This is a genomic window from Klebsiella sp. RCJ4 (assembly GCF_009025755.1).
GTDB classification, from domain to species: domain Bacteria; phylum Pseudomonadota; class Gammaproteobacteria; order Enterobacterales; family Enterobacteriaceae; genus Klebsiella; species Klebsiella michiganensis.
Map to the genome: position 1 here is coordinate 199,218 of NZ_WCIN01000004.1, position 26,704 is coordinate 225,921.

The 26,704-nt window shown below is 58.2% G+C and carries 23 protein-coding genes and 1 pseudogene; 9 read left to right on the forward strand and 15 right to left on the reverse strand.

Features of this window, described 5'->3' with window-relative positions:
- The first annotated feature begins 8 nt into the window (after positions 1–8).
- The gene (locus tag F8562_RS01930) at positions 9–326 is read left to right on the forward strand and encodes an RcnB family protein (RefSeq protein ID WP_004852605.1); all 318 of its coding nucleotides are present in this window, start codon (positions 9–11) and stop codon (positions 324–326) included.
- Between the two features lie 54 nt (positions 327–380).
- On the opposite strand, the gene F8562_RS01935 is transcribed toward F8562_RS01930, so the two are convergent.
- Together F8562_RS01935 and apbC are read right to left on the reverse strand one after the other, a co-directional pair.
- Positions 381–710, reverse strand: a complete 330-nt coding sequence (locus F8562_RS01935; RefSeq protein WP_025107803.1) for a hypothetical protein — start codon at positions 708–710, stop codon at positions 381–383.
- 347 nt (positions 711–1,057) lie between these two features.
- Entirely contained in the window at positions 1,058–2,167 is a 1,110-nt protein-coding gene (gene apbC, locus F8562_RS01940; RefSeq protein WP_004103811.1) for an iron-sulfur cluster carrier protein ApbC, read from the reverse strand.
- A gap of 151 nt (positions 2,168–2,318) precedes the next feature.
- On the opposite strand from apbC, the gene metG reads away from it, so the two are divergent.
- Together metG and F8562_RS01950 are read left to right on the forward strand one after the other, a co-directional pair.
- Positions 2,319–4,352: a methionine--tRNA ligase gene (gene metG, locus F8562_RS01945; RefSeq protein WP_038424974.1), complete on the forward strand. Its 2,034-nt coding sequence runs from the start codon at positions 2,319–2,321 to the stop codon at positions 4,350–4,352.
- Positions 4,353–4,551: 199 nt separating this feature from the next.
- Positions 4,552–5,019: a YehR family lipoprotein gene (locus tag F8562_RS01950; protein ID WP_014839039.1), complete on the forward strand. Its 468-nt coding sequence runs from the start codon at positions 4,552–4,554 to the stop codon at positions 5,017–5,019.
- Positions 5,020–5,122: 103 nt separating this feature from the next.
- Here F8562_RS01950 and F8562_RS01955 read toward each other — a convergent pair whose 3' ends face one another.
- From F8562_RS01955 to F8562_RS01965, 3 genes are read right to left on the reverse strand one after another with little or no spacing between them, the layout of a single operon-like run.
- Positions 5,123–5,590 carry a DUF1456 family protein gene (locus tag F8562_RS01955; RefSeq protein ID WP_004852612.1) on the reverse strand — a complete coding sequence of 156 codons (468 nt, stop codon included), beginning with the start codon at positions 5,588–5,590 and terminating at the stop codon, positions 5,123–5,125.
- 53 nt (positions 5,591–5,643) lie between these two features.
- Positions 5,644–6,363 carry a two-component system response regulator BtsR gene (gene btsR / locus F8562_RS01960; protein ID WP_004852613.1) on the reverse strand — a complete coding sequence of 240 codons (720 nt, stop codon included), beginning with the start codon at positions 6,361–6,363 and terminating at the stop codon, positions 5,644–5,646.
- Entirely contained in the window at positions 6,357–8,045 is a 1,689-nt protein-coding gene (locus F8562_RS01965; protein ID WP_094909407.1) for a sensor histidine kinase, read from the reverse strand. The genes btsR and F8562_RS01965 overlap by 7 nt, the downstream gene beginning before the upstream one ends.
- A gap of 210 nt (positions 8,046–8,255) precedes the next feature.
- Here F8562_RS01965 and F8562_RS01970 point away from each other — a divergent pair, with 210 nt between their 5' ends.
- Both F8562_RS01970 and F8562_RS01975 read left to right on the forward strand, forming a co-directional pair.
- On the forward strand, positions 8,256–9,014 hold the full coding sequence (locus F8562_RS01970) for a MerR family transcriptional regulator (RefSeq protein ID WP_014839041.1): 759 nt from the start codon (positions 8,256–8,258) through the stop codon (positions 9,012–9,014).
- Positions 9,015–9,419: 405 nt separating this feature from the next.
- A complete protein-coding gene (locus F8562_RS01975; RefSeq protein WP_004103838.1) occupies positions 9,420–9,533 on the forward strand; it encodes a protein YohO in 114 nt (37 codons plus the stop codon).
- Here F8562_RS01975 and F8562_RS01980 read toward each other — a convergent pair.
- From F8562_RS01980 to bglX, 5 genes are all read right to left on the reverse strand, one after another.
- Positions 9,508–10,245, reverse strand: a complete 738-nt coding sequence (locus tag F8562_RS01980; RefSeq protein WP_014839042.1) for an ABC transporter permease — start codon at positions 10,243–10,245, stop codon at positions 9,508–9,510. The genes F8562_RS01975 and F8562_RS01980 overlap by 26 nt on opposite strands.
- Positions 10,229–11,176: an ABC transporter ATP-binding protein gene (locus F8562_RS01985; protein ID WP_014230133.1), complete on the reverse strand. Its 948-nt coding sequence runs from the start codon at positions 11,174–11,176 to the stop codon at positions 10,229–10,231. Before F8562_RS01985 ends, F8562_RS01980 begins: the two co-directional genes overlap by 17 nt.
- Positions 11,169–12,326 carry an ABC transporter permease gene (locus tag F8562_RS01990; protein WP_014230134.1) on the reverse strand — a complete coding sequence of 386 codons (1,158 nt, stop codon included), beginning with the start codon at positions 12,324–12,326 and terminating at the stop codon, positions 11,169–11,171. The genes F8562_RS01985 and F8562_RS01990 overlap by 8 nt, the downstream gene beginning before the upstream one ends.
- Before the next feature lie 7 nt (positions 12,327–12,333).
- Entirely contained in the window at positions 12,334–13,251 is a 918-nt protein-coding gene (locus F8562_RS01995; protein ID WP_014839043.1) for an ABC transporter substrate-binding protein, read from the reverse strand.
- A 166-nt stretch (positions 13,252–13,417) separates the two neighbouring features.
- The gene (gene bglX, locus F8562_RS02000; RefSeq protein WP_094909406.1) at positions 13,418–15,715 is read right to left on the reverse strand and encodes a beta-glucosidase BglX; all 2,298 of its coding nucleotides are present in this window, start codon (positions 15,713–15,715) and stop codon (positions 13,418–13,420) included.
- Between the two features lie 194 nt (positions 15,716–15,909).
- Here bglX and dld point away from each other — a divergent pair, with 194 nt between their 5' ends.
- Both dld and F8562_RS02010 read left to right on the forward strand, forming a co-directional pair.
- Positions 15,910–17,652 carry a D-lactate dehydrogenase gene (gene dld, locus F8562_RS02005; RefSeq protein WP_014839046.1) on the forward strand — a complete coding sequence of 581 codons (1,743 nt, stop codon included), beginning with the start codon at positions 15,910–15,912 and terminating at the stop codon, positions 17,650–17,652.
- Positions 17,653–17,749: 97 nt separating this feature from the next.
- Positions 17,750–18,304, forward strand: coding sequence for a GNAT family N-acetyltransferase (locus tag F8562_RS02010; RefSeq protein WP_014839047.1), 555 nt, complete (start codon positions 17,750–17,752; stop codon positions 18,302–18,304).
- Positions 18,305–18,398: 94 nt separating this feature from the next.
- Here the strand turns inward: F8562_RS02010 and pbpG are convergent, their stop codons facing one another.
- Both pbpG and F8562_RS02020 read right to left on the reverse strand, forming a co-directional pair.
- A complete protein-coding gene (gene pbpG, locus F8562_RS02015) occupies positions 18,399–19,346 on the reverse strand; it encodes a D-alanyl-D-alanine endopeptidase (protein ID WP_014230138.1) in 948 nt (315 codons plus the stop codon).
- Between the two features lie 176 nt (positions 19,347–19,522).
- Complete coding sequence (locus F8562_RS02020) at positions 19,523–20,110, reverse strand: Yip1 family protein (RefSeq protein ID WP_004122818.1); 588 nt, start codon at positions 20,108–20,110, stop codon at positions 19,523–19,525.
- Between the two features lie 155 nt (positions 20,111–20,265).
- On the opposite strand from F8562_RS02020, the gene F8562_RS02025 reads away from it, so the two are divergent.
- Complete coding sequence (locus F8562_RS02025; protein WP_014230139.1) at positions 20,266–20,835, forward strand: DedA family protein; 570 nt, start codon at positions 20,266–20,268, stop codon at positions 20,833–20,835.
- 105 nt (positions 20,836–20,940) lie between these two features.
- Here the strand turns inward: F8562_RS02025 and mdtQ are convergent, their stop codons facing one another.
- On the reverse strand, positions 20,941–22,380 hold the full coding sequence (gene mdtQ / locus F8562_RS02030; RefSeq protein ID WP_014839050.1) for a multidrug resistance outer membrane protein MdtQ: 1,440 nt from the start codon (positions 22,378–22,380) through the stop codon (positions 20,941–20,943).
- A 119-nt stretch (positions 22,381–22,499) separates the two neighbouring features.
- Between mdtQ and F8562_RS02035 the strand changes: the two genes are divergently transcribed.
- Positions 22,500–23,234: a class I SAM-dependent methyltransferase gene (locus F8562_RS02035; RefSeq protein WP_014230141.1), complete on the forward strand. Its 735-nt coding sequence runs from the start codon at positions 22,500–22,502 to the stop codon at positions 23,232–23,234.
- A gap of 63 nt (positions 23,235–23,297) precedes the next feature.
- Here the strand turns inward: F8562_RS02035 and ascB are convergent, their stop codons facing one another.
- Entirely contained in the window at positions 23,298–24,692 is a 1,395-nt protein-coding gene (gene ascB / locus F8562_RS02040; RefSeq protein WP_014230142.1) for a 6-phospho-beta-glucosidase, read from the reverse strand.
- A gap of 17 nt (positions 24,693–24,709) precedes the next feature.
- Positions 24,710–26,682 (reverse strand): annotated as a pseudogene (bglF, locus tag F8562_RS02045) (PTS beta-glucoside transporter subunit IIABC).
- Positions 26,683–26,704: the final 22 nt, after the last annotated feature.

Below are 26,704 nucleotides of genomic sequence, written 5' to 3' on the forward strand. Positions count from 1 at the left end.
GGGAAATTATGCGTAAAACAAAAATGATGCTTCTGGGCGTACTGTTGGCCTGCGCCAGCGGCGCGTGGGCGGCGACCGGCGAAGGTATACAGAAATATGAGCTGGATGGGGTCACCGCGGACTTCAAACAATTTCACATCGGCGATACCGTACCGCCGCTTTACCTCACGCCAGAATACAACATCAAGCAGTGGCAGCAGCGCAATTTGCCGGCGCCGGATGCCGGGACCCGCTGGACCTATATGGGCGGAAGCTACGTGCTGATTACCGAAACCGAGGGGAAAATCCTCAAAATTTATGATGGCGAGATTTTCTACCATCGCTAAAAGCTGAACGCCAGCGCGCTCTCCCTGCCGCTGGCGTTTTTTTGTGGCAAAGCGCTATTCGTTAAAGCGGTTCTGTTTGTGCATAAATTCCTCGACGGCAATATATGAAGCAACCTGCTCATAGAGCATTAAAATACTTAATATCAGATCGCCGCCGCTACGCAGTAAATCATCCGGGGCCGTACGACTCTTGTCATCCGATAAAAAAACAATCTGTTCAAAAATATCACTATACTCACCATAAGCGCCAATCGGAATCTCAGCTATCGGGAGATGCTCCTGGCAATAACGCAACGCGTCTGCTGCTTTCTCCGGCAGCGAGCGCGTATGCATAAAAATAACCAGTAGTTCTCGTAACTTAACGATTAGAGCAATATTATTCATCATGCACTCCGGAAATGTGTACGGCTATACTTTCCTTCCATCGTTTTTATATACGTATTACTGATAACATCCACGTTTCGCCAAATAAAAAGCCAAAATTAAACCTCATCACGGCGAATTAAAATCGTACTTCTTTGCTATTAAAGCTCGCACAACCGCCAGAGGAAAACAATGTTAGCAATATGTTTTATTGATTAATCTCAATATCGCTAAATGTGAATAAAAATAAATAATATTTAACAGCGATATTATTCGCGCGGTGATTATCTCCTCGGTAGAAAACCGGGTCGGAAAAACTAAAAAACCGCACGGCGAAAAGCGCCGGGCGGCTCAGGATAGTGAGGAGATTAGACCGCGCGGAAGGCTATCTCTCCGGGAATGACTTCCCCCTGCCAGTACAGCTGCGCCGCGACGCGGTCGGCCAGCTGGCGGTAGGTCTCGGTAAACTCGCTTTCCGGACGCGCAACCACCGTCGGCGTCCCTTTGTCGAGGTCTTCGCGCAGAGTGATATGCAGCGGCAGCTGGCCCAGCAGCTGGGTATGATATTTCTCCGCCAGCTTCTGAGCTCCGCCGGTACCGAAAATCGGCTCGTGGTGTCCGCAGTTGCTGCAGATATGCATGCTCATGTTTTCCACGATACCCAGCACCGGTACCTCGACTTTTTCAAACATCACGATGCCTTTTTTGGCGTCGATCAGGGCAATATCCTGCGGCGTGGTGACGACGACCGCGCCGGTGACCGGAATGTTTTGCGCCAGCGTCAGCTGAATATCACCGGTGCCCGGCGGCATATCCAGTACCAGATAATCGAGATCCGGCCACAGCGTTTCCTGCAGCATCTGCATCAGCGCCTTGCTGGCCATCGGGCCGCGCCACACCATGGCGTTGTCGTCGGTCACCAGATAACCGATGGAGTTGGTAGCGAGACCGAATTTCATAATCGGCGCCATATGGGTGCCGTCCGGCGAAGTCGGACGCTGATCTTCCGCGCCGAGCATGGTCGGAATCGACGGCCCGTAAATATCGGCATCCAGAATGCCGACTTTCGCCCCTTCCGCCGCCAGCGCCAGCGCGAGATTGACCGCCGTCGACGATTTACCCACCCCGCCCTTGCCGGAGCTGATGGCGATAATGTTTTTCACGCCGTTGATGCCCGGCTGATTTTTTACCCGCTGAAGCGTGGCGATGCTGTGCGTCAGCTTCCAGTCAATGGCTTTGGCGCCGGTAATGCGCAGCAGCTCGGCGCTGCACTGCTCCTTCAGCGCTTCAAACGCGCTGTTCCAGACGAACGGCATCTGAATTTCAATGTGCACGGTCTCGTCCAGCCAGGCGACGTGATGCAGCGCCTTCAGCGTAGTGAGGTTATGTTTCAGGGTTGGGTGCTGGAAATTAGCCAGGGTCCCGGCGACCATCGCGCGCAGACGCTCGGGGGATTTGGCCTGGGATTGCGAACTCATCCCGACTCCTTTGTTATTGTGAGTTGAATCTTGTGCGTTAAGTTTACCTTAAAGGGAATAATTCCCCCACCATAAGCTTTGGGCTTACCAAATTATTGCCTTTGCGGTAACATCAAAACCCCTTTTTACAATAGAAGATGTAATGCCCACTATGACTCAAGTCGCGAAGAAAATTCTGGTAACGTGCGCGCTGCCGTACGCAAACGGCTCAATCCACCTCGGCCACATGCTGGAGCACATCCAGGCTGATGTCTGGGTCCGTTACCAGCGAATGCGCGGCCACGAAGTCAACTTCATCTGCGCCGACGACGCCCACGGCACCCCGATCATGCTGAAAGCGCAGCAGCTCGGAATTACTCCGGAGCAGATGATTGGCGAAATGAGTCAGGAGCATCAGACCGATTTTGCTGGCTTCGACATCAGCTACGACAACTACCACTCCACGCACAGCGATGAAAACCGCGAGCTGTCGGAGCTCATCTACACGCGCCTGAAAGAGAACGGTTTTATCAAAAACCGCACCATCTCTCAGCTTTACGATCCGGAAAAAGGCATGTTCCTGCCGGACCGCTTTGTGAAAGGCACCTGTCCGAAGTGTAAATCACCGGATCAGTACGGCGATAACTGCGAAGTGTGCGGCGCGACCTACAGCCCGACCGAGCTTATTGAGCCGAAATCGGTGGTATCCGGCGCGACGCCGGTGATGCGCGAGTCCGAGCACTTCTTCTTCGACCTGCCGTCGTTCAGCGAAATGCTGCAGGCGTGGACCCGCAGCGGCGCGCTGCAGGAGCAGGTGGCGAATAAAATGCAGGAGTGGTTCGAGTCCGGCCTGCAGCAGTGGGATATCTCCCGCGATGCCCCGTACTTCGGCTTCGAAATCCCGAACGCGCCGGGTAAATACTTCTACGTCTGGCTGGATGCGCCGATCGGCTACATGGGCTCCTTTAAGAACCTGTGCGACAAGCGCGGCGACGCCACCAGCTTCGAAGAGTACTGGAAGAAAGACTCTACCGCCGAGCTGTACCACTTTATCGGCAAAGACATCGTTTACTTCCACAGCCTGTTCTGGCCGGCGATGCTGGAAGGCAGCAGCTTCCGCAAACCGACCAACCTGTTCGTTCACGGCTACGTGACGGTCAACGGCGCCAAGATGTCCAAGTCGCGCGGTACCTTTATTAAGGCCAGCACCTGGCTGAATCATTTTGACGCCGACAGCCTGCGCTACTACTACACCGCCAAGCTCTCGTCGCGTATCGATGATATCGACCTGAACCTGGAAGACTTCGTGCAGCGCGTCAACGCCGATATCGTCAACAAGGTGGTTAACCTTGCCTCGCGTAACGCCGGTTTCATCAACAAGCGTTTCGACGGCATGCTGTCCGCCGAGCTGGCCGATCCTCAGCTGTATAAAACCTTCACTGATGCGGCAGCAAGCATTGGCGATGCGTGGGACAGCCGCGAGTTCGGGAAAGCCATCCGCGAAATCATGGCGCTGGCCGACGTGGCAAACCGCTACGTTGACGAGCAGGCGCCGTGGGTGGTCGCCAAACAGGAAGGCCGCGACGCCGATCTGCAGGCCATCTGCACCATGGGCCTGAATATGTTCCGCGTGCTGATGACCTGGCTGAAGCCGGTTCTGCCGCAGCTGGCCGCCCGCGCCGAAGCGTTCCTCAACGGCGAACTGAGCTGGGATGCTATCCAGCAGCCGCTGCTCGGTCACAAGGTTAACGCCTTTAAAGCGCTGTATAACCGCATCGAAATGAAGCAGGTTGAGGCGCTGGTCGAGGCGTCGAAAGAAGAAGTGAAAGCGCTGTCAACGCCGGTAACCGGTCCGCTGGCGGACGATCCGATTCAGGAAACTATCACCTTTGACGATTTCGCCAAAGTGGATATGCGCATCGCGCTGATTGAAAACGCCGAGTTCGTCGACGGTTCCGATAAGCTGCTGCGCCTGACGCTGGATCTCGGCGGCGAGAAGCGTAACGTCTTCTCCGGCATCCGCTCCGCCTACCCGGATCCGCAGGCGCTGATTGGCCGCCTGACGGTGATGGTCGCTAACCTGGCGCCGCGCAAAATGCGCTTCGGCATCTCTGAAGGCATGGTGATGGCCGCAGGTCCTGGCGGGAAAGATATCTTCCTGCTCAGCCCGGACAGCGGCGCTCAGCCGGGCCAGCAGGTCAAGTAAGGCTGTATAAAGCGCTGCTCCGGCAGCGCTTTTTTTTAGAGCGCCACGATATTGTCGACGACATCGCCCGCCGGGTGCTGGCGCAGAAAGAAGAAAACGCTGGCATAAGCGCGAAACGGCGACTTCCGAGGATACGCCCGGCACCATCGCCCAATGCTGTATACAATTAGAGATGATGATTGATTAACAAGGAATGATAATGAAATTTAACCGCAGGATGACCGCCGCTCTGGGCGCCACGCTATTGATGGCCGCGCTTGTTGGCTGCGATAACAACAAAGATGAGGTCAAAACGTTTAACAATACGATCAACGGCGTTGATCTGACCTACATCTATCACTACAAAGGCGATGTCGTCACCCGCCAGGACGCGGAGAATACGATCCCCTATCAATCACTCGGGGTAAGTAACGAAGAGCAGGCGCGCAAGGTCATCGACCCTATCGGCGAGGCCTACAGCAAAATCAAAGGCGTTACCCACAGCGTCGACTATAAAGAGAACGTCGCGCAGGAACACCTCTCCATCGACTTCAATCAGGCTAAAATCAGCGAGCTGTGTCACTTGCCGGGGGCCAGTTTTTCCGACTGTTCACAAAAGTTCATTTCGCTGAGCGAGTCGGAGAAATTGCTGAAATCGCAGGGTTTTAAAGAAGTGAAACAGCCCTGACTGGTGCGGACTACTCCCGGCTTGCGCTGCGCTGAGCCGGGCTACGGAGCCGTGCGTTCAGTAGCCCGGCTCAGGCGTTTACGCCGCAAGCCGGGGAGGCATATCAGGATTTCGCGTGTTCGCGCTCGGTCAGTCCGCGCAAAAAGTAGCGCAGGAACTGGTCGCCGCATTCGCGGAAGTTTTTATGATCCGGGGCGCGCATCATGGCGGTGATTTCCGGCATGGAGACGCGGAATTTCTGCTGGGTGAGGATAGCGAGAATATCATCCGTCTTCAGGGAGAAGGCAATACGCAGCTTTTTCAGCACGATGTTATTATTCACCCGGCGTTCGACCGCCAGCGGCGGCGCCGACGCATCTTTACCGCGTTTGTCGTAAATCAGGCCGTTGAGGAAATTCGACAGCACGATATCCGGGCAGCGCACAAACCCCTCTTCGTCTTCTTTTTTCAGCCAGGGAACCAGCTGTTCCGCGCTGACCGGCGCATCCGCCAGGGCAAAAATACGAACCAGGCCGCTGTTATTGGTTTTCAGGGTGTAGCGCAGGCTACGGAGAATATCGTTACTGATCATATTGCCTTCATGATGAAAAAATCTGCCGCTAAGTCTATCACGATTCCGCCGTTTTACAGCCCAATCGCCTCTTTCAGGCTCTTCAGGTAGCGGCGGCTGACCGGCACCGTTTGCCCGGCGCGCATCAGCAGCTCCGCCTGGCCGTTCTCCTCAAAGCGGATCTCCTTGAGATGGGACATGTTGACCAGGTACTGACGATGGCAGCGCAGCAGCGGCGTTCGGCTCTCGAGCGTGCGCAGGGTGAGCTCGGTAAAGCCCTCCTTCCCTTCGCGGTCGGTCACGTAAATCCCGCTCATCCGGCTGCTGACGAAGGCCACGTCTTCCATCTGCAGCAGCCAGATCCGGCTGTGTCCGGTACAGGGAATATACTTTAGCGCCTGCTGGGTATCGTCGAGCACGGTCATATCCTGCAGGCTGCGTTCCTGGCGCAGGCGAAACAGCGTTTTTTCCAGCCGGGCGGACTCAATCGGCTTCAGTAAATAATCAAACGCGTGCTCTTCAAAGGCCTTCACCGCGTACTCGTCAAACGCGGTAAGGAAGACGATATAGGGCCGATGCTGCGGATCGAGCATGCCGACCATCTCCAGACCGCTGATGCGCGGCATCTGGATATCCAGAAACAGCACGTCCGGGCGCAGCTTATGTACCGCGCCAATCGCCTCGACGGCATTCCCGCATTCGCCAACGATCTCAATATCAGGCTGGGTCTCCAGCAAAATACGCAGGTTTTCACGCGCCAGCGGCTCGTCGTCGACAATTAATACTTTTAACATGCGCTTTCCTCCAGAGGCAGTCTCAGCGTGACGCGGGTAAAACATTCCGGCTCGCAGGTTACGGTGATCCCGCAGTCAGTGCCAAAGCGCGCCCGCAGTCTGCGGTCGACCAGGTTCATGCCCAGCCCGCTGGCGCTGGGTTTGTTCTGATACAGCCCGGCATTATCTTCAATATCCAGCTGCAGCCAGCGCTCTTGCTGACTGGCGCGGATAGTGATTTCGCCCACCCCAAGGTGCTGCGAAGTCCCGTGTTTAATCGCGTTTTCGACGATTGGCTGCAGGGTAAACGCCGGTAGCTGATGCTGCCCCAGCGCCTCGGGCACCAGCATATGAATCTGCAAATTGGTCTGAAAACGCGCTTTCTCAATCTGCAAATAGGCGTTCACATGTTCGATCTCATCCGCCAGGGTCACGATCTCCGCTGGCCGCTTCAGATTTTTGCGGAAAAAGGTCGACAGATACTGCACCAGCTGCCCGGCCTGGTCGCTATCGCGGCGAATCACCGCTTTCAGGGTATTCAGCGCGTTGAACAGGAAGTGCGGATTCACCTGGGCGTGCAGCAGCTTGATTTCCGACTGCGTCAGCAGCGCCTTTTGCCGCTCATACTGTCCGGCCAGGATCTGCGCCGACAGCAGCTGCGCAATCCCCTCCCCCAGCGTGCGGTTGATGGAGCTAAACAGGCGGTTTTTCGCTTCATAGAGTTTAATGGTACCGATGACCCGCTGATTTTCGCCGCGCAGCGGGATAACCAGCGTCGAGCCCAGCTTGCAGTTCGGATGAATCGAGCAGCGGTAAGGCACCTCGTTGCCGTCGGCGTAAACGACTTCGCCGGTATCGATCGCCTTTTGGGTATAGAGCGAAGAGATGGGTTTGCCCGGGAGGTGGTGATCGTCGCCGATCCCGGTAAACGCCAGCAGCTTGTCGCGATCGGTTATCGCCACCGCGCCGATATCCAGCTCCTGGATCAGCACCTGCGCGACCTTCATGCTGTTCTCTTCGTTGAACCCCTGGCGCAGGATCCCCTCCGTCGAAGCGGCGACCTTCAGCGCCGTAGCCGAAAAGGCCGAGGTGTATTTTTCAAACATCGCTCGCTTATCCAGCAGGATGCGCATAAATAGCGCCGCCCCGACGGTGTTGGTGACCATCATGGGCGCGGCGATGCTTTGTACCAGATGCAGGGCATCTTCGAACGGGCGAGCGATAAGCAGAATAATCAGCATCTGCACCATCTCGGCGAAAAAGGTGATCGCGCCGGCGGTGAGCGGGCTGAAGACTTTGTCCGGCCGCCCGCGTTTGACCAGAATACTGTGTACCAGCCCGCCGAGTAGCCCTTCTACGATGGTGGATACCATACAGCTCAGCGCGGTCATGCCGCCCAGCGAGTAGCGGTGAAGCCCGCCGGTCAGCCCCACCAGGCCGCCAACCACCGGCCCGCCCAGCAGCCCCCCCATCACCGCGCCGATGGCGCGCGTATTGGCGATCGAGTCTTCGATATGCAGCCCGAAGTAGGTACCGAGGATGCAGAAAATGGAGAAGGTTACGTAGCACAGGAGCTTATGCGGCAGCCGGACGGTGACCTGCATTAACGGGATGAACAGCCGCGTTTTGCTCATCAGCCACGCAATGACCAAAAACACGCACATCTGCTGAAGCAGCAGCAACACCAGATCAAACTCGTACATACCCGCAGACCACACTTCATTTGAAAGCGCGTAACATACACTGCTTGCTTATAACTTTCTTTGAAGCAATACATGAAAATGATAATTCATGTTCAGGATCACATTTCTTCGCGTCTCGCCGGCCCAAATTTGTACAAAAAACAGACAAAAATTCCCGCTTCGGCAAACAGCTTCTACAGTTAATGGAGGAGAACACAGCGGGAGGAGAAAATGGCGCTTTATACAATCGGCGAAGTGGCCCAGCTTTGCGATATCAATCCCGTGACGTTACGCGCCTGGCAGCGGCGCTACGGATTACTGAAACCCCAGCGTACCGACGGCGGCCACCGCCTGTTCAACGAATATGAGATAGACCGGATTCGCGAAATTAAACGCTGGATTGACTCCGGCGTGCAGGTGGGGAAAGTGAAAACGCTGCTGATGGATAATGAGCAGGAGGTGGCCGACGGCTGGCGCAAGCAGCAGGAAATTTTGCTCGGTTATCTGCAAAACGGTAGCTATCATCGCCTGCGTATGTGGCTTAAGGAGCGCAACCACAGCGAGTCAGCGCAAATTCTGGTGAAGCACCTGATTAATCCTTTACGCCAGCGCCTGCTTAGCCCGCAGCCCACGCTGCTGGCGCTGCGGGGCATCCTTGATGGTATTCTGATTAATCATATCGCCCGCACTCTTTCATCCACGGCAAAATATCCCGGCAGCCATGCGCTGATTATCGGCTGGAATGTGAACGATATCACTCGGCTATGGCTGGAGGGCTGGATAGCCAGCGAACAGGGCTGGCGGGTGGACATTCTCGCCCATTCGCTGAACCAGCTCCGACCGGAGCTTTTCCCGGAGAGTACGCTGATGGTCTGGTGTGGAGAAGCGCCCTGTAGCACCCAGGTCAATCAAATGCGCCTCTGGGAACAGCAGGGGCAGATTATCTGGCTGAATCACGCCACCGCCACGTCTCCCGGAGGCGGCGCCTGACGCGCCTGTCCGGGCTACGGGTTACCGGCAATCTGTGGCCCGGTAGCCCGGCTAAGCGCAGCGCAAGCCGGGTAGAATCCGCAGCAATGCTACGTCACGGCATATTCCCCGGGTTGCGGCGTAAACGCCTTACCCGGGCTACGGGCCCGCAGACGGTGATGAACCGAAGCCCGGCTAAGCGCAGCGCAAGCCGGGTAGAAGCAGCAGCAATGCTACGTCGCGGCACATTCCCCGGGTTGCGGCGTAAACGCCTTACCCGGGCTACCGGTCCGCAGACGGTGATGAACCGTAGCCCGGCTAAGCGCAGCGCAAGCCGGGGGGGTTGTCGTAGCTAAAAAGCAATTAATGTTTTATTAACACCTGCGCTTCACCGTATAATCCCTGCGTTAACATCAGGAGCCTATTATGAAGCCAGCGAAAATTGCGGTGATTACCCTGTTCTTATTTATGGCCATCAGCGGCATCGGCGGCGTGATGCTGGCCGGTTATTCATTTATTGTTCGCGGTGGTGTCGGCTGATTCGCCGGTTCAGCCGTTCAAACCCCCGGTCGACGATAATCGCCGCCAGCGCCACCAGCAGCGCCCCCTGAATCACATAAGCGGTATTAAATCCGCTGAGGCCGATAACAATCGGCGTGCCGAGCGTATTCGCGCCGACGGTTGAAGCAATGGTCGCCGTACCGATATTGACGATGGTCGAGGTACGAATTCCGGCCAGCATCACCGGCGCCGCCAGCGGCAGCTCAACTTTTATCAGCCTCTGCCAGCCGGTCATCCCCATTCCCTGAGCGATAGCTAAAACACCGGACGGTACCGCCCCAATCCCGGCCAGCGTGCCCTGTAAAACTGGTAAGATGCCGTACAGCACCAGCGCAATAAGCGCGGGCTGCCAGCCAAACCCCAGCACCGGAACCGCAATCGCCAGCACCGCGACCGGCGGAAACGTCTGCCCCATTGCGGCAATCGTCTCCACCAGCGGGCGAAACTCATGCCCCGCCGGACGGGTGACCGCAATCCCGGCGACGACGCCCACCACCGTAGCCGCGAGGCTGGAGAGCGCCACCAGCCAAAAGTGCGCCAGGGTAAGAGAAACAAAACTCTCCTGCTGATAAACCGGACGCGGCAGTTCGGGAAACAGCGCGCTGAACAGCGGCGCGCTGTAGGGCAATGCCAGCAGCAGCGCGATAAACATGGCGCTGAGCCACAGCAGCGGATCACGCAGCACCTTCACGCCGGGCCTCCTCGCGCAGCAGGTCGGCAAAATGCAGCGTCCCGCAGGCCTCTCCCTGCTCATCGACCACCGGCAGCACCTCGCGGCGATGAGCAACGAACTGCGACAGCGCCTCGCGCAGGGTCATCGTCACGTTCAACGCGTCCCCCGCCAGGCGCTCATCGCGGCGCAGATAATCACTCACGCCGCGTAGCGACAGCAGGCGCACGCCCAGTTCGCTACGGCCAAAGAACGTCTCCACAAACGCATTTTTTGGCTCCAGCAGCATCTGCAGCGGCTCGCCCTGCTGTACCACTTCGCCGCCGTCCATCAACACCAGATGGTCCGCCAGCCGCAGCGCCTCATCGATATCGTGAGTCACCAGCACAATCGTGCGTCCCAGCAGACGATGAATGCGGATCATCTCCTGCTGCAAGGCTTCGCGCGTCACCGGATCGAGCGCGCCGAAGGGTTCATCCATCAGCAGCACTTCCGGGTTGGCGGCCAGCGCGCGCGCCACGCCGACGCGCTGCTGCTGGCCGCCGGAAAGCTGATGCGGGTAGCGTTCGCGCAGGCCCGGCTCCAGCCCCAGCAAGGCCATCAGCTCATCGACCCGCGCCTGGGTCTTCTGCCGCGACCACTTTTGCAGCTGCGGGACGGTGGCAATGTTCTGCGCCACCGTCCAGTGGGGGAACAGGCCGATGGACTGGATGGCGTAGCCCATTCTGCGGCGCAGTTCGAGCACCGGCTGCTGGCGAATATCCTGCCCGGCGAAACGGATCGTCCCGCTGTCGTGCTCCACCAGGCGATTAATCATCTTCAGCGTGGTCGACTTCCCCGAGCCGGAGGTGCCAATCAGCACCGAAAATGCCCCCTCGCGCAGATGCAGATTGAGGTTTTTCACCGCAGGCTCTCCGGCAAAGGCTTTATTGACGCCGTCGAACTCAATCACGGGCCTCTCCTTTCAGTAATGCGCCCCACAGCGCGAATAACGCATCCACCACCACCGCCAGCGCGATGGTCGGGATAACCCCCAGCAGCACCAGATCCAGCGCGCTGCTGAGCAGCCCCTGGAAAACCAGCGCGCCGAAGCCGCCCGCGCCAATCAGGGCCGCCACCACCGCCATACCCACGGTTTGTACGCTGACCACCCGCAGGCTGCGCAACAACACCGGCAACGCCAGCGGTAGCTGTACCTGACGAAAGCGCTGCCCGCCGCTCATCCCCATCGCCGTCGCGCTCTCCAGCGCTTCGCGCGGCACCTGCTGAAGGCCGATCGTCACCCCGCGCACCAGCGGCAATAGCGCATACAGCACCAGCGCAATCAGCGCCGGCGTGATGCCGGTGCCGGAAACGCCGAGCTGCGCCAGCGACGGAAACTGGCGCGCCAGCCCGGCCAGCGGCGCAATAAGCAGGCCAAAAAGCGCGACGGAGGGAACGGTCTGAATCACGTTGAGAACGGCAAAAACCGGCGATTGCCAGCGGGGGTAGCGCCAGAGCCAGACGCCAACGGGCAAGCCAATCAGCAGCCCCGGCAGCAGGGTCCCCAACAGCAGCGTCACATGCTGGGACAGCGCATCGTCAAACACCTCGCGGCGATTGAAATACTCTTTCAGCAAAGAGAGGCCATCGAGCGCACCGAGCCCCAGCAGAAGCGCGGGCAGCAGCCAGACCTGCGCGTTCAGCAGCCAGCGCCACAGGGCTCGGGTCGTCAGGCGACGAACGGCATCGCTGGCGATAAGCAGGCACAGGGCCAGCGCCAGCCACAGGCCGCTTCCCGGCGAGGTGCGGGCCAGCGGAGAACCGCTCTGAGCCAGCTGTACCGCCGCACTGCCGGCTCCCCATAGCAATAAAGGCAGCAGCAGATCCGCCAGCAGGAAGATAACCAGCAGCGGGAGACGCCCGGGACGCCAGCTCAGCAGCGCTATCAGCAGCCCTGCCGCCCCCTGTACGCCCGCCAGCCACGGCCAGACCTGCCATAGCCAGCGCCCCTCGCCGGATAACAGCCGGTTAGGCGCATAGTTGATAAACGGCAGCGCCATCGCCAGCAGCAGGAGGAATGCCAGCAGCAGCGCAACCCGGTTACAGCAACGAGTGGTCACGCGCGCCCTACTTCAGCAGCCCTTTCTGTTGCAGATAGTCGGCGGCGACTTTCTTCGCATCCAGGCCTTCAACCGCAATACTGGCGTTCAGCTTTTGCAGCGTTTTTTCATCCAGGCTGGCGAAGACCGGCTGTAGCCAGTCGGCTATCTGCGGATACGCTTTTAACACCGCTTCACGTACGACCGGCGTGGGCGCATAAATCGGCTGCACGCCCTTCGGGTCGCTCAGGGTTTGCAGACCCAGCGCGGCGACCGGGCCATCGGTACCGTAGGCCATCGCCGCATTCACGCCGGAGGTTTGCTGCGCCGCCGCTTTGATGGTGACCGCCGTATCGCCGCCCGCCAGCGACAGCAGCTGATTTTGCTTGAGCGTGAAGTCGTAGGCTTTTTCAAACGCCGGCAGCGCGTCCGGCCGTTCAATAAATTCCGCCGAGGCGGCCAGCTTAAAGTCACCGCCCTTTTTCAGATAGCCGGCAAGGTCGCTTAATGAGGCGAGGTGGTTTTTCTCCGCCAGATCCTGACGGACGGCGATAGTCCAGGTGTTGTTGGCCGGAGCCGGGGTAAGCCAGATGAGCTTATTCTTTTCCGCATCCAGCTTTTTAACTTTTTCATATCCCTGCTGCGCGTTTTTCCACGCCGGGTCGTTCTCCTCTTTGAAGAAGAACGCGCCGTTGCCGGTATATTCCGGGTAAATGTCCAGCTCACCGGCGGTTATCGCCCCGCGCACCACCGGGGTGGTGCCGAGCTGGATTTTATTGACGGTTTTCACCCCATGGCTTTCCAGAACCTGCAAAATAATATTGCCGAGCAGCGCCCCTTCGGTGTCAATTTTTGAGCCGACCTTAACCGGCTCCGCCGCCTGCAGCGGCAGGCTTATCAGGGCCGCCAGCGCCAGCGTGCCGGACCACATACTTGCCTTAATCATCCTCGCGTCCCTCTTTAATTTGCGCTCCATTAACAGGAGCTTAAGCAAAAAGCGTAGTTCATTTGGGGCGGAGCGGAAAAAGAAAAGGCCGATAAATCGGCCTTTGGGGTAAGGAATGCCTGTTCCCGGGTGGCGGCCGCAGCCTCACCCGGGCGACAAATCACCATTACAGCAGTTCAAACTCGCTCTGCTTCACGCGGGCGGAGTCGACGCCGATAAAGACGTTGAATTTACCCGGCTCGGCGTCGTACTTCATCTGCTGGTTCCAGAACTTCAGCGCTTCAACGTCAATCGGGAAGCTGACGGTTTGCGTCTCACCCGGCTTGAGGGTCACCTTTTTAAAGCCGCGCAGCATTTTCACCGGACGGCTCATGGAGGCGGTAACGTCCTGCAGATAAAGCTGAATCACCGTCGCCCCTTCGCGATTGCCGGTATTGGTTACCTGCACGCTGGCGGTCACGCTGCCGTCGCGCTGCAGGGTCGGCGCCGACATTTTCACGTCGGAAACGCTAAAGGTGGTGTAGCTCAGGCCGTAGCCAAACGGATAGAGCGGGCCGTTGGCTTCATCAAAGTAGCGCGAGGTGTACTTGTTCGGCTTATCCGCATTGTACGGGCGACCGGTGTTGAGATGGCTGTAGTAGGTCGGGATCTGCCCCACCGAGCGCGGGAAGGACATGGGCAGCTTGCCAGACGGGTTGTAGTCGCCGAACAGCACATCGGCAATGGCGTTGCCGCCTTCGGTACCGGCAAACCAGGTTTCGAGGATCGCATCAGCCTGCTGATCCTCTTTCACCAGCGCCAGCGGACGACCGTTCATCAGCACCAGCACCAGCGGTTTACCGGTCGCTTTCAGCGCGCTAATCAGAGCGCGCTGGCTCGGCGGCAGGGTGATGTCGGTGCGGCTGGAGGCTTCGTGGGCCATGCCCTGCGCCTCGCCCACCACGGCAACCACCACGTCGGACTGCTTCGCCGCCGCCACGGCTTCGTCAATCATCTCCTGCGGCGAGCGCGAGTCAACCTGCACCGCTTTCTCGTACAGATTGAGGAAGTCGACGATGCCTTTATCGTCAGTGACGTTAGCGCCTTTGGCATAGATAATCTTGCCTTTGTCGCCCAGCGCATTCTGCAAACCGGTCAGCACGGTGACCGACTGATCGGCCACGCCCGCCGCCGACCAGCTGCCCATCATGTCGCGCTTGCTGTCGGCCAGCGCGCCGATTACCGCGATAGTGCCCGATTTTTTCAACGGCAGCGTATCGAGGCGGTTTTTCAGCAGCACCAGGCTTTCACGCGCCACTTCGCGCGCTTCTTTGCGATGCAGGCGGCTTTCGGCGTTGGTATACTGCGGATCGGAATCTTTCGGCCCCAGGTGGCTATACGGGTCGTTAAACAGGCCCATATCATATTTCACGTTCAGCACGTGGCGGGTCGCGTCATCCAGCTCCGCCATCGTCACCTTACCGGACTTCACCAGTCCCGGCAGATACTTGCTGTAGTACTCGTCGCTCATGCTCATATTGATGCCGGACTTCAACGCCACGCGCACCGCGTCTTCCGGGTCCGACGCCACGCCGTGTTTGATCAGCTCTTTGATAGCGCCATGGTCGGAGACGGTGATGCCTTTAAAGCCCCACTGGTCGCGCAGCACGTCCTTAAGCAGCCAGGCGTCGGAGGTCGCCGGGGTACCGTTGAGCGAGTTGAGCGCCACCATAACCGCGCCGCTGCCCGCATCCAGCCCCGCTTTGTAGGGCGGCATATAGTCGTTGAACAGGCGCTGCGGGCTCATATCAACGGTGTTGTACTCTTTGCCGCCTTCGACCGCGCCGTAGGCGGCAAAGTGCTTGACGCTGGTCATCACCGAGTAGCGATCCGCCGGGCTTTTCCCCTGCATCGACTCCACCATCGCCCTGCCCATCTCGGTGGTCAGGTAGGTATCTTCCCCGAACCCTTCCGAAGCGCGGCCCCAGCGCGGGTCGCGGGAGACGTCGACCATCGGCGCCCAGGTCATGTTCAGGCCATCATCGGCCGCTTCGTAAGCCGACACCCGCCCGACGGTGTTCACCGCGTCGAGGTTAAAAGAGGAGGCCAGGCCAAGGCTAATCGGAAAGACGGTACGCTGGCCGTGGAGCACGTCATAGGCGAAAAAGAGCGGGATTTTCAGGCGGCTGAGTTCCATCACCTGATCCTGCATAATGCGGATATCATGGCGGGTCACGGTGTTAAAAATCGCCCCCACCTGGCCTTCTTTGATCATCTCGCGGATGGCCTCTTTCGGGTTATCCGGGCCGACGCTAATTAAGCGCAGCTGACCGATTTTTTCATCCACCGTCATTTTCGTCAGCAGTTCCGTCACAAACGCATCCCGCGCCTGCGGCGTTAGGGGATGATTGCCGAACAATTCATCCGCCAGCGCCGGTTGCAGCGCCAGGCTCACAGCGACGCCTACAGTACAAAGCCATTTCATTTTTATCCCTCATTGTTCCAGTCGACCAGATCGGCGAAAAGATAGCAAAAATCGAAGTCTGCCATAAACATAAACGAGACGCCTGAATAAAGCGCGCGTTGTTCTCTGATTTTTCGAAACATTGATGCATCAAATTGTCATACAAAGCGCTATTCTTATTTTTGATAATTTTGTACCACCACAAGGAGTGGAACATGTCATCTGCAACAACCTATAACAACGCTTTTCTGGCTGAACTCGCCCGTCTGGTCGGCTCGTCCCATCTGCTCACCGACCCGGCTAAAACCCAGCGCTACCGTAAAGGCTTTCGCTCCGGCCAGGGCGACGCGCTGGCGGTGGTCTTTCCCGGTACCCTGCTGGAGCTGTGGCGCGTGCTGAACGCCTGCGTCAACGCCGATAAAATCATTCTGATGCAGGCGGCCAACACCGGCCTGACCGAAGGCTCAACGCCGAACGGTAACGATTATGACCGCGATATCGTCATTATCAGCACTCTGCGCCTGGATAAACTGCATCTGCTGGATAAAGGCGCGCAGGTGCTGGCTTATCCCGGCACGACGCTCTATTCGCTGGAAAAAGCGCTGAAGCCGCTGGGTCGCGAACCGCACTCGGTCATTGGTTCATCCTGTATCGGGGCATCGGTGGTCGGCGGGATCTGCAACAACTCCGGCGGCTCGCTGGTACAGCGCGGCCCGGCGTACACCGAAATGTCGCTGTACGCGCAAATTGATGAAAACGGCAAGCTGACGCTGGTGAACCACCTCGGCATTGACCTCGGCACCACGCCGGAGCAAATCCTCAGCCGCCTCGACGACGAACGGGTTAAAGATGAAGATGTCCGCCACGACGGTCGCCACGCCCACGATCATGATTACGTCACCCGCGTGCGCGACGTGAATGCCGATACCCCGGCGCGCTACAACGCCGACCCGGACCGCCTGTTTGAATCCTCGGGCTGCGCCGGCAAGCTGGCGGTGTTCGCCGTGCGCCTCGATACCTTCCCGGCGGAAAAACGCCAGCAGGTGTTCTACATCGGCACCAACCGCCCGGACGTGCTGACCGAAATTCGCCGCCATATTCTCGCCGAGTTCAACCATCTGCCGGTGGCGGGCGAGTACATGCACCGCGATATTTACGACATCGCCGAGCAGTACGGGAAAGACACCTTCCTGATGATCGACAAGCTCGGCACCGATAAAATGCCGTTCTTCTTTACCATGAAGGGCCGCACCGACGCGATGCTGGAGAAAGTGTCGCTGTTTAAGCCGCACTTCACCGACCGCTTTATGCAAAAGCTGGGTCACGTCTTCCCGTCGCACCTGCCGGAGCGAATGAAAACCTGGCGCGATAAATACGAACACCACCTGCTGCTGAAAATGGCGGGCGACGGCATCGAAGAGGCTCAGGCCTGGCTCGGGGAATATTTCCAGAATGCCGAAGGGGATTTCTTCGTCTGCACCGCAGAAGAAGGCAGCAAAGCCTTCCTGCACCGCTTTGCCGCCGCGGGTGCGGCGATCCGCTACCAGGCGGTTCACGCCGATGAGGTGGAAGATATTCTGGCGCTGGACATCGCCCTGCGCCGTAACGACACCGAATGGTTTGAGCATCTTCCCGCCGATATCGATAGCCAGCTGGTGCATAAGCTCTATTACGGCCACTTTATGTGCCACGTTTTCCATCAGGATTACATCGTGAAAAAAGGCGTCGATGCCCACGAACTGAAAGAGAAAATGCTGGTGCTGCTGAAGGAGCGGGGCGCCCAATATCCGGCCGAGCATAACGTCGGCCATCTGTATGAAGCGCCGGAAAGCTTAAAACGCTTCTATCGCGAAAACGATCCCACCAACAGCATGAACCCGGGGATTGGCAAAACCAGTAAGCAAAAATACTGGGGCGAAGCGCAGGATAAACCGACGAGCGCGACCGAACCGCAATAATCCGCACGGGGGACTGTTCAGCCGCGGGGCTTCTGTATTACGCTGCACGCCGGAGAAATTTCCTCTCCGGCAAACCCGTTTAAGGAATTAATCCATCATGTCCGCAGTGGATAAGCTACACGACGCTGACTTAGAGATCCGCGAAGCGCTGCCCGATGACGCCCACGCTATCGCCGCGCTGTACGTCTGGCACGTGCTCAATGGACGCGCCTCTTTTGAAGAGATCCCGCCAACCGTGGATGAGATGCGCAAGCGAATCAAAACCGTGCGCGATAGCGGGCTGCCGTGGCTGGTTGCCCTGTGGCGCGGCACCATCGTCGGCTACTGCTACGCCACCTTTTACCGCCCGCGTCCGGCCTACCGCTACACCCTGGAAGAGTCGATTTACGTTGAGGCGGGAATGGGCGGACGCGGTATCGGCAGCGCCCTGCTCTCCCGGTTAATTGAGAAATGCGAACAGGGACCGTGGCGACAAATGCTGGCGATTATCGGCGACGGCCACAGTAACGCCGGGTCGATTGCGATTCATAGAAAGTTCGGTTTTAGCGTGGCGGGTCAGCTGCGCAGCGTCGGCTATAAGATGGGCGACTGGCGGGATACCTTGATTATGCAGCGCCCGCTCGGCGATGGCGACTGGACGCTGCCGGAGTAACCCCCCGGCTCGCGCTGCGCTTAGCCGGGCTACGGTACAGCGCGGTTCGGTAGCCCGGATAAGGCGTTTACGCCGTAATCCGGGGAAATGGGGGTTAATCGTTCTGCGCGGTCTGCGCGCCGCCTTTCAGCATCGCATCGGCCATCTGCGCTTCACGCTGCTTTTTATAGCTGAGCGCGGAAGCCGGAACCGGCATCACTTTTCCCGTTTCAATCCACGTTCTCAGGCGGCTGGCGTCGGCGAAGTGGGTATATTTGCCAAACGCATCCATCACCACCAGCGCCACCGGGCGCTGATTAATCACCGTACGCATAATCAGGCAGTGGCCCGCCGCGTTAGTAAAGCCGGTTTTGGTCAGCTGAATATTCCAGTTATCGCGGTAGACCAGATGGTTGGTATTGCGGAACGGCAGCGTATACGCCGGATGGGCGAATGTCGCCATATCTTCTTTGGTGGTGCTCAGCTGGCCAATCAGCGGATACTGCTCGCTGGCGATCAGCAGCTTAGTCAGATCGCGGGCGGTAGAGACGTTATGAATCGACAGACCGGTGGGCTCAACGTAGCGGGTGCGGGTCATCCCCAGCGCCTGCGCCTTGGCGTTCATCGCGCGGATAAAGGCGTCATAGCCGCCCGGATAATGGTGCGCCAGGCTGGCGGCGGCGCGGTTTTCCGACGACATCAGCGCCAGCAGCAGCATATTGCGGCGGCTGATTTGGCTGTTCAGGCGCACCCGTGAATAGATCCCTTTCATTTCAGGCGTCTGGCTGATATCAACGGTCAGCATCTCATCCAGCGGCAGATGGGCATCAAGCACCACCATCGCGGTCATCACCTTGGTGATCGACGCCATCGGGCGAACCAGGTCCGGCTGGCTGGCATAGATGATTTTTTTGCTGGCAAGGTCGACGATCATCGCACTGCCGGAAGCGATATCCGGCTGGGAGGCGGTCACCGCCGTGGAGGTTTTAGCCAACGCCTGGGGCGCAAAAGGCACAGCCAGCAGCAACGTCAGGCTGAGCAAAGAAACTCGAAATTTGGTCATCGTGAACATTCTGAAAAGTATTTTTGCACGTTATGAACGTACGCCGCGGCGCTGGGGTGATGACGCCGCTGGCAAAAATCATCATACCTTGTCAGAACGCGAGCTGGCTAATAAGAATCGTGAACAAATGCTGCATTGCCGACATAAAAATCTATTTATGCCGGCAATGAGTTAAATCAGAAGAGCCGATATCCGTATCCCCAGAGAATAACGGTAATCGCCAACAGCACTTCCAGCACCAGCACCCCTATCGCCAGAGTCGAGCTGGCGAAGCTCAACCCCTCTTCTTTGTTGATCCCCAGGAACGTGGGAATACCGAGATACAGGAGATAGCCGGTGTAAAGCAGCGCGACGGTCCCGACCAGCGCGCACAGCCACACCAGCGGATAGAGCGCCACGAGCCCGCTGAGGAAAAGCGGCGTGGCGACATAGCCGGCGAAAACCATACAGCGCTTAAGGGAAGGCCGCTGCGGATAGCTTCGCGCCATCCACCAGATAACCCGCCCCATCACCGCAACCCCGGCGAGCATCACGGCGTAAAACAGCACCGCCAGGGCCAGCCCGGTCATCAGCGACAGTTTTACCACCGTGCCGTCGCCGAAGTTCCAGCCCAGCTGCGTGGTGCCAATAAAGGCGCAGATAACCGGAACCGCCGCCATGACCAGCACATGGTGCGTATAGTGATGCGAAACGGTTTCGTTTTCGCTTTTAATAACGCTCATCTCTTGATTAGGATGAGAGAAGAGTCCCCAGACATGGTTCATAGCGTCCCCCTTGTCACGGCGTGGTACAGCACTGATCCAAGTATAATTCACCTTGTAGATTATTTTGTGTACAGCGAGAAAAATGCGCTTCCCCCGCATTTTTATCATCAGGGTGTATGATTAAGGGACTGACGTTTTATGGAGTTAATCTTTATATGGATATCAATAACCTGATTTCCCAGTACGGCTACGCGGCGCTGGTCATTGGCAGCGTGGCGGAAGGCGAAACCATCACGCTGCTCGGCGGCGTGGCGGCACATCAGGGATTATTGAAGTTCTGGCTGGTGGTTATCTCGGTCGCCCTCGGGGGGATGATTGGCGATCAGCTGCTTTATTTACTCGGCAGGCGCTTTGGCGGACGGATTCTGCGGCGATTCGCACGCCAGAAAAAGCGGATCCAAAAGGCCCAGCGGATGATCCAGCGTCGCCCCTACCTGTTTGTCATCGGCACCCGCTTTATGTACGGCTTTCGGGTTATCGGCCCGCTGCTGATTGGCGCCAGCCGCCTGCCGCCGAAGGTGTTTCTGCCGCTGAATATTGTCGGCGCGATTATCTGGGCGTTAATTTTTACCACGCTCGGCTATCTCGGCGGGGAAGCGATTGGCCCGTGGCTGCATCATCTGGATGCGCATCTGAAGCACTGGATCTGGCTGATTCTGGCGGTGGTGCTGGTGGTTGCGGCGCACTGGTGGCTAAAGCGCCGCGAGGCAAAGAAGAAAGAGTGACGAGAGTTCCCGGATGGCGGCGTAAACGCCTTATCCGGGCGACAACCCCACAGATCGCATGGGCCTGTAGCCCGGCCAAGCGCAGCGCGAGCCGGGGAAACAGAACTACTTCGCCGCCTGATGATACCCGCCGCCCAGCGCGGAGGTCAGCTGGATGCTGGCATCAAGCCACTGGCCGTGCAGGCGCAGCGCGGTGACGCGCTCCTGCAGCGCCGGCAGCTTCGCCAGGCTGACGCGCGAGCCGGAAATAATCCCGGCGTTCATCCGCGCCTGCGCCAGCGCGACCATCCGCTGAGCATCTTTTTCAACCTGCTGCTGCTGCTGATTTTTCGCCATCAGCGTTTCCATCTGGCTGGCGGTTTTCGCCACCTGATTAACCGCATCGACCACCGCTTTGTTGTACTTCGCTATCGACAGGGCATTTTGCGCGCTGGCGATATCCAGATTCGCGTTCAGGCGGCCGCTATCAAAGATCGGCAGGGTCAGCCCGGCGGTGACGCCCATCTGCTGGGCAGAGTGGCGGAACAGATCGCTGAGATGCAGGGCATCCTGCTGCAGGAAGGCCATCAGGTTGATATCCGGATAAAACGCGGCTTTCGCGGCATCAACTTCGCTTAATGAAGCCTCGATATACCAGTGCGCGACCTGCAGGTCCGGGCGTCGCGCCAGCAGCTCATATCCCAGCTGGTTGGGCATTTGCGCGCTGACGGCGGGTAAATCCGCCGGATGAAGATTCAGCGCCTGGCTCTGGCTGTTGGTCAGCGCCATCAGCCGCGCTTCAATCTCCTTCATATTGCCCGCCACGTCGGCGAGCTGCTGATCGGTTTTACTGACGTTAATATCGTTCTCGGCCCCTTCGGCCGAGTTGGTGATCCCGCGTTGATACAGCGCAGTATCCACGGTAACGACATTATTCTGTTCGCGCTTCACCTGCGTCAGCACGTTTTTAATGGCCGCTTCGGTCTGCCACTGCCAGTAAAGGCGGGCGACGCTGCCGGCCAGCAGTTCGCGGGTCTGGGCTTCTTCGGCGACCTGGGCTTTGACTTCACCGATGCGCGCTTTGAGTAGCGCGCGGTTTTTACCCCACAGATCCAGATCCCATCCGGCGGTCAGTCCGAAGGTGCCGTTGGTGTACCACGGCCCGGTATTGCCGTCGGTATCGGTGGCAAACGGCCCCATCAGCCCCTCGGAGGACATTTTCTGCCGTTCAATATCGGCGGAAAAATCCAGGTTCGGCCCCAGGCTGGATTGCGACATCCGCGCCTGCGCTTCCGCCAGCCTGATGCGCTGTTCGGCAATCTGCATGTCCGGCGCATTGGCTAAGGCACGCTGAATCAGGCTATTGAGCTGAGGGTCATGGTAATCCTGCCACCAGTTGCTCTGCGGCCAGCCGTTTTTCACGGCGGCGGGCAGTTCCGTTGCGACGTGGGATGCCGGGGTTTGCTGCTGGAGCGGCTTGCCAGTATCGTGCGATGGCGCGCAGCCCGCCAGCGCGATAACCAGTGGCAGGCCAGCCAACGCGCGTATGCTCAAAGTCAGGTTCATGAAATCGGTCAGATGATTAAATAAGGTCGGGTATATTAAGCTACTTGCATCCTAGCCGTTTAGTAAAGCGTGTGCCGTAACTATTAGCAGACTAAAAATAAACTTCTCATGGAGTGACAATGAGTCAGAACATCTATGACGATCCCGCTTTTTTTGCCGGATACGCCACCCTCGACCGTTCAGTCAAAGGGCTGGAAGGCGCGCCCGAGTGGCCGACCCTTCAGCAAATGCTTCCGCCATTATCCGGTTTACGGGTCGTCGATCTTGGCTGCGGCTACGGCTGGTTTTGCCGCTGGGCCCGCGATCGGGGCGCCGCGCAGGTGGACGGGCTGGATCTCTCCAGTCGAATGCTGGAGCGCGCCCGCGAAATGACGGAGGGCGAAGGTATCCGCTATCGCTGCGAAGATCTTCAGACGCTTACCCTGCCCGCCGATAGCTGCGAGCTGGTCTATAGCTCGCTGGCGCTGCACTATCTGCCCGACGTGGCGCCGCTGTTCGCCACCGTTTACCGGGCGCTAACGCCCGGCGGTACGCTGCTGTTCTCCGCCGAGCATCCCATCTATACCGCCCCGCCGCGTCAGGGCTGGCAGGTGGATGAGAACGGGCAGAAAAGTTGGCCGGTGAGCCACTACCAGCAGGAGGGCGAGCGCATCAGCAACTGGTTTGCCGACGGGGTGAAAAAGCAGCACCGCAAGCTTTCCAGCTGGATAAACCAGCTGATCGCCGCCGGTTTTATCATCGATCATCTGGATGAGTGGGGACCGACGGCGGAGCAGATTGCCGCTCAGCCGGCGCTGGATGAAGAAAAAGAGCGGCCGATGATTTTTCTCCTGCGCGCGCGCAAGCCGGCGTAATAGGCAAAAAGGCCCGGAAGTTATCCGGGCCATAAGGCTGATGTTAGCTTCGTGCTCAGGGCATTACTCTTTTAAGCTGCCGCCGTTGGTGGCGATTACCTCTTTATACCACCAGAAGCTCTTCTTGCGGCTGCGCGCCAGGGTGCCGTTGCCTTCATCGTCGCGATCGACGTAGATAAAGCCATAGCGTTTGGACATCTCCGCCTTCGACGCGCTCACCAGGTCGATAGGCCCCCAGCTGGTGTAGCCCATCAGCTCAACGCCGTCCTCTATTGCCTCACGAGCCTGCACCAGATGGTCGTTAAGGTAGCTGATCCGGTAATCGTCGTTGATGCTGCCGTCGGCTTCCACCTTATCCTTTGCGCCCAGGCCGTTTTCCACGATAAACAGCGGCTTCTGATAGCGATCCCACAGCACGTTCAGCAGCGTGCGCAGGCCAAGGGGGTCAATCTGCCAGCCCCACTCCGAGCTTGCCAGGTGCGGGTTCGGCACCATGCTGAGAATATTGCCGCGCGATTTTTTGTTCAGCTCTTCGTCGGCGGTCACGCAGCCGGTCATGTAGTAGCTGAAGGAGATAAAATCGACGGTCTCTTTCAGGGCTTCGCGATCGGCATCGGCGATCTCAAGGCTAATGCCGTTGTCGCGGAAATAGCGCAGCATATAGCCCGGGTAAGCGCCGCGGCACTGGACATCGCCAAAGAACTGCCAGCTGCGGTTCTGCTGCAGGGTTTCAAAAATATCGTCCGGTTTGCAGCTCAGCGGATACATCAGGCCGCCGAGCAGCATGTTGCCGATTTTGCCCTCAGGCACGATGTCATGGCAGGCCTTAGCCGCCAGCGCGCTCGCCACCAGCTGATGATGAATGGCCTGGTAGACTTCAGCTTTGCTGCTGTCGGCCGGCAGACCGACGCCGGTCATCGGCGCGTGCAGGGACATATTGATTTCATTAAAGGTCAGCCACAGTTTGACCTTCGCCTGGTAGCGCGCAAACACCGTACGGGCGTAGCGTTCGAAGAAGCCAATGACTTTGCGATTGCCCCAGCCGCCGTAGTTTTTCACCAGCGCCCACGGCATCTCATAGTGGGACAGGGTCACCAGCGGAGTAATATTGTGCTTCGCCATTTCATCAAACAGCTTATCGTAAAAGGCCAGCCCGGCTTCGTTTGGCTGCGCCTCATCGCCCTCAGGGAAAATACGCGCCCAGGCAATGGATACGCGCAGGCAGTTAAAGCCCATCTCGGCAAAGAGGCTGATATCCTCCGGATAACGATGGTAAAAATCGATAGCAACATCTTTTATACCGCTATCGCCAGGCACGCGTTCTACGACGTCGCCAAATACGCCGCGCGGCTGGACGTCAGAAGTGGTTAATCCCTTCCCGTCTTCCAGATAAGCGCCTTCAACCTGGTTTGCCGCGGTCGCGCCGCCCCATAAAAACGCCTGTGGGAATGTCTTCATTCATCTCTCTCCTGTGATTAACGGCTTACGGACAACAGCGGCTGACCGGCATCCACCGCGCTGGCGGATACGATGTCGAGAGCACGAAAATCGTCGCTGTTGCTGATAATAATGGGCGTCGCCAGATCGTAACCGGCGTTCAGAATCGCCTGACGGTCAAACTCCAGCAGCAGATCGCCCGCTTTGATTTTGTCGCCCTCTTTAACGTGGGCGGTGAACGGTGCGCCATCGAGCTTGACGGTGTCGATGCCCACGTGGATGAGCAGCTCGATTCCGCTATCGCTCAGCAGACCGATGGCATGTTTCGTCTGAAAAATCGAGGCGACCTCGCCCGAGAACGGCGCAATAACTTTGCCCACTGAGGGGATAATCGCCACGCCCTGGCCAAGTAAACCGCTGGCGAAGGTGCTATCGGGAACCTGATCCAACGCCAGTACGCTGCCGGTCATCGGCGCCAGGATGTCGTTTTCCGAGGCCGGAGCCACCACAACGGCCGCCTGTTCAGCGGTGCTGCGCGGCAGCCCGGCGACTAACGTGAGCGCGCAGGCGATAATTAAAGCGGCAACCGTCCCCAGCGCGCCGCCCCACACCGTGGCGTCAATGCCCTGCGGCGGGATCATCTGCGCCAGGGTGAAAATATTACCGAAACCGAAAGAATAGACGTGGCTGTCGCTAAAGCCGACAATCGCGCCGCCGATGGCGCCAGCGACGCAGCCGAAGATAAACGGACGGCGGAGCGGCAGATTCAGCCCATAAATCGCCGGCTCGGTCACGCCGAAGATCCCCGCGGATACCGCCGAGCCCGCCAGCACTTTTTGCCGCGCATCGCGGGTGCGCAGGAAAATCCCCAGCGCGGCGCCAACCTGCCCCATCACCGCCGGCAGCAGCATCGGCATCATCGAATCATGGCCAAGCACGGCAAGGTTGTTAATCATTAACGGTATCAGGCCCCAGTGCAGCCCAAAGATGACGCACACCTGCCACAGCGCCCCCATCGCCGCGCCGGCAAGCCAGGGCGCAACCTGATAGATAAGCTGATAGCCGTTGGCCAGCTGCTGGCTCAGCCAGGTCGCAACCGGGCCGATAATCAGAAACGTGAGCGGGACGACCACGGCCAGGCAAATCGCCGGGGTAAAGAAGTTCTTCATCGACGAGGGCAGTATCGCGTTGCTGCGCCGCTCAATCCAGCAGCTCACCCATGAGGCGAGGATAATCGGGATGACCGATGAACTGTAATTGATAAAGGTCACCGGAATCCCAAGGAAATACTCCGTCGCGGCGTCAGGCACCATACTGGCTTCAAAAGATTGAATCATCAGCGGGTGGGTTAACGCGCCGCCGATCACCATGGTAATAAAGGCGTTGCCGCCAAATTTCTTACCGGCGGTATAGCCGAGAAACAGCGGGAAAAAGAAGAACAGCGCATCGCTGGCGGCAAACCAGATTTTGTAGGTTGCCTGCTGCGTCGTTAACCAGCCGCAAACCACCGCTAGCGCCAGCAGCCCTTTGAGGATCCCCGAGGCCGCCAGGACGCCGATAAACGGGGTGAAGATACCGGAAACCACGTCGATAAGCTGGCCGATAATCGACACTTTTTCGCCTTTCACCGCCACCGGCTCGCTGTCATCCGTCAGCCCGGCTTCGCTGCGCACCGCCAGCCAGACATCGTGCACGTGGTTACCGATGACCACCTGAAACTGGCCGCCGCTTTCCACCACCATGATGACGCCAGGATTCGCCTTCAGTCCTTCGGCATCCGCCTTCTTGCTATCTTTGAGCTTAAAACGCAGCCGCGTTGCGCAGTGAACCAGACTCACAATATTCTCTTTGCCACCAACCCGGCTGAGAATATCCTGCGCGAGTGCTTTATATTCCATGCTGTTTTTCCTTACTTCCGCTGCCCGCAGGCATCGTTAACTGAGTATTAAAAATAAAAAAAACCCGAGAACAACGCCGTGTAGGCGTTGCGCTCAGGTTTTGCCTGCGTAATGCAGTAACAATCCAGTTGTAGC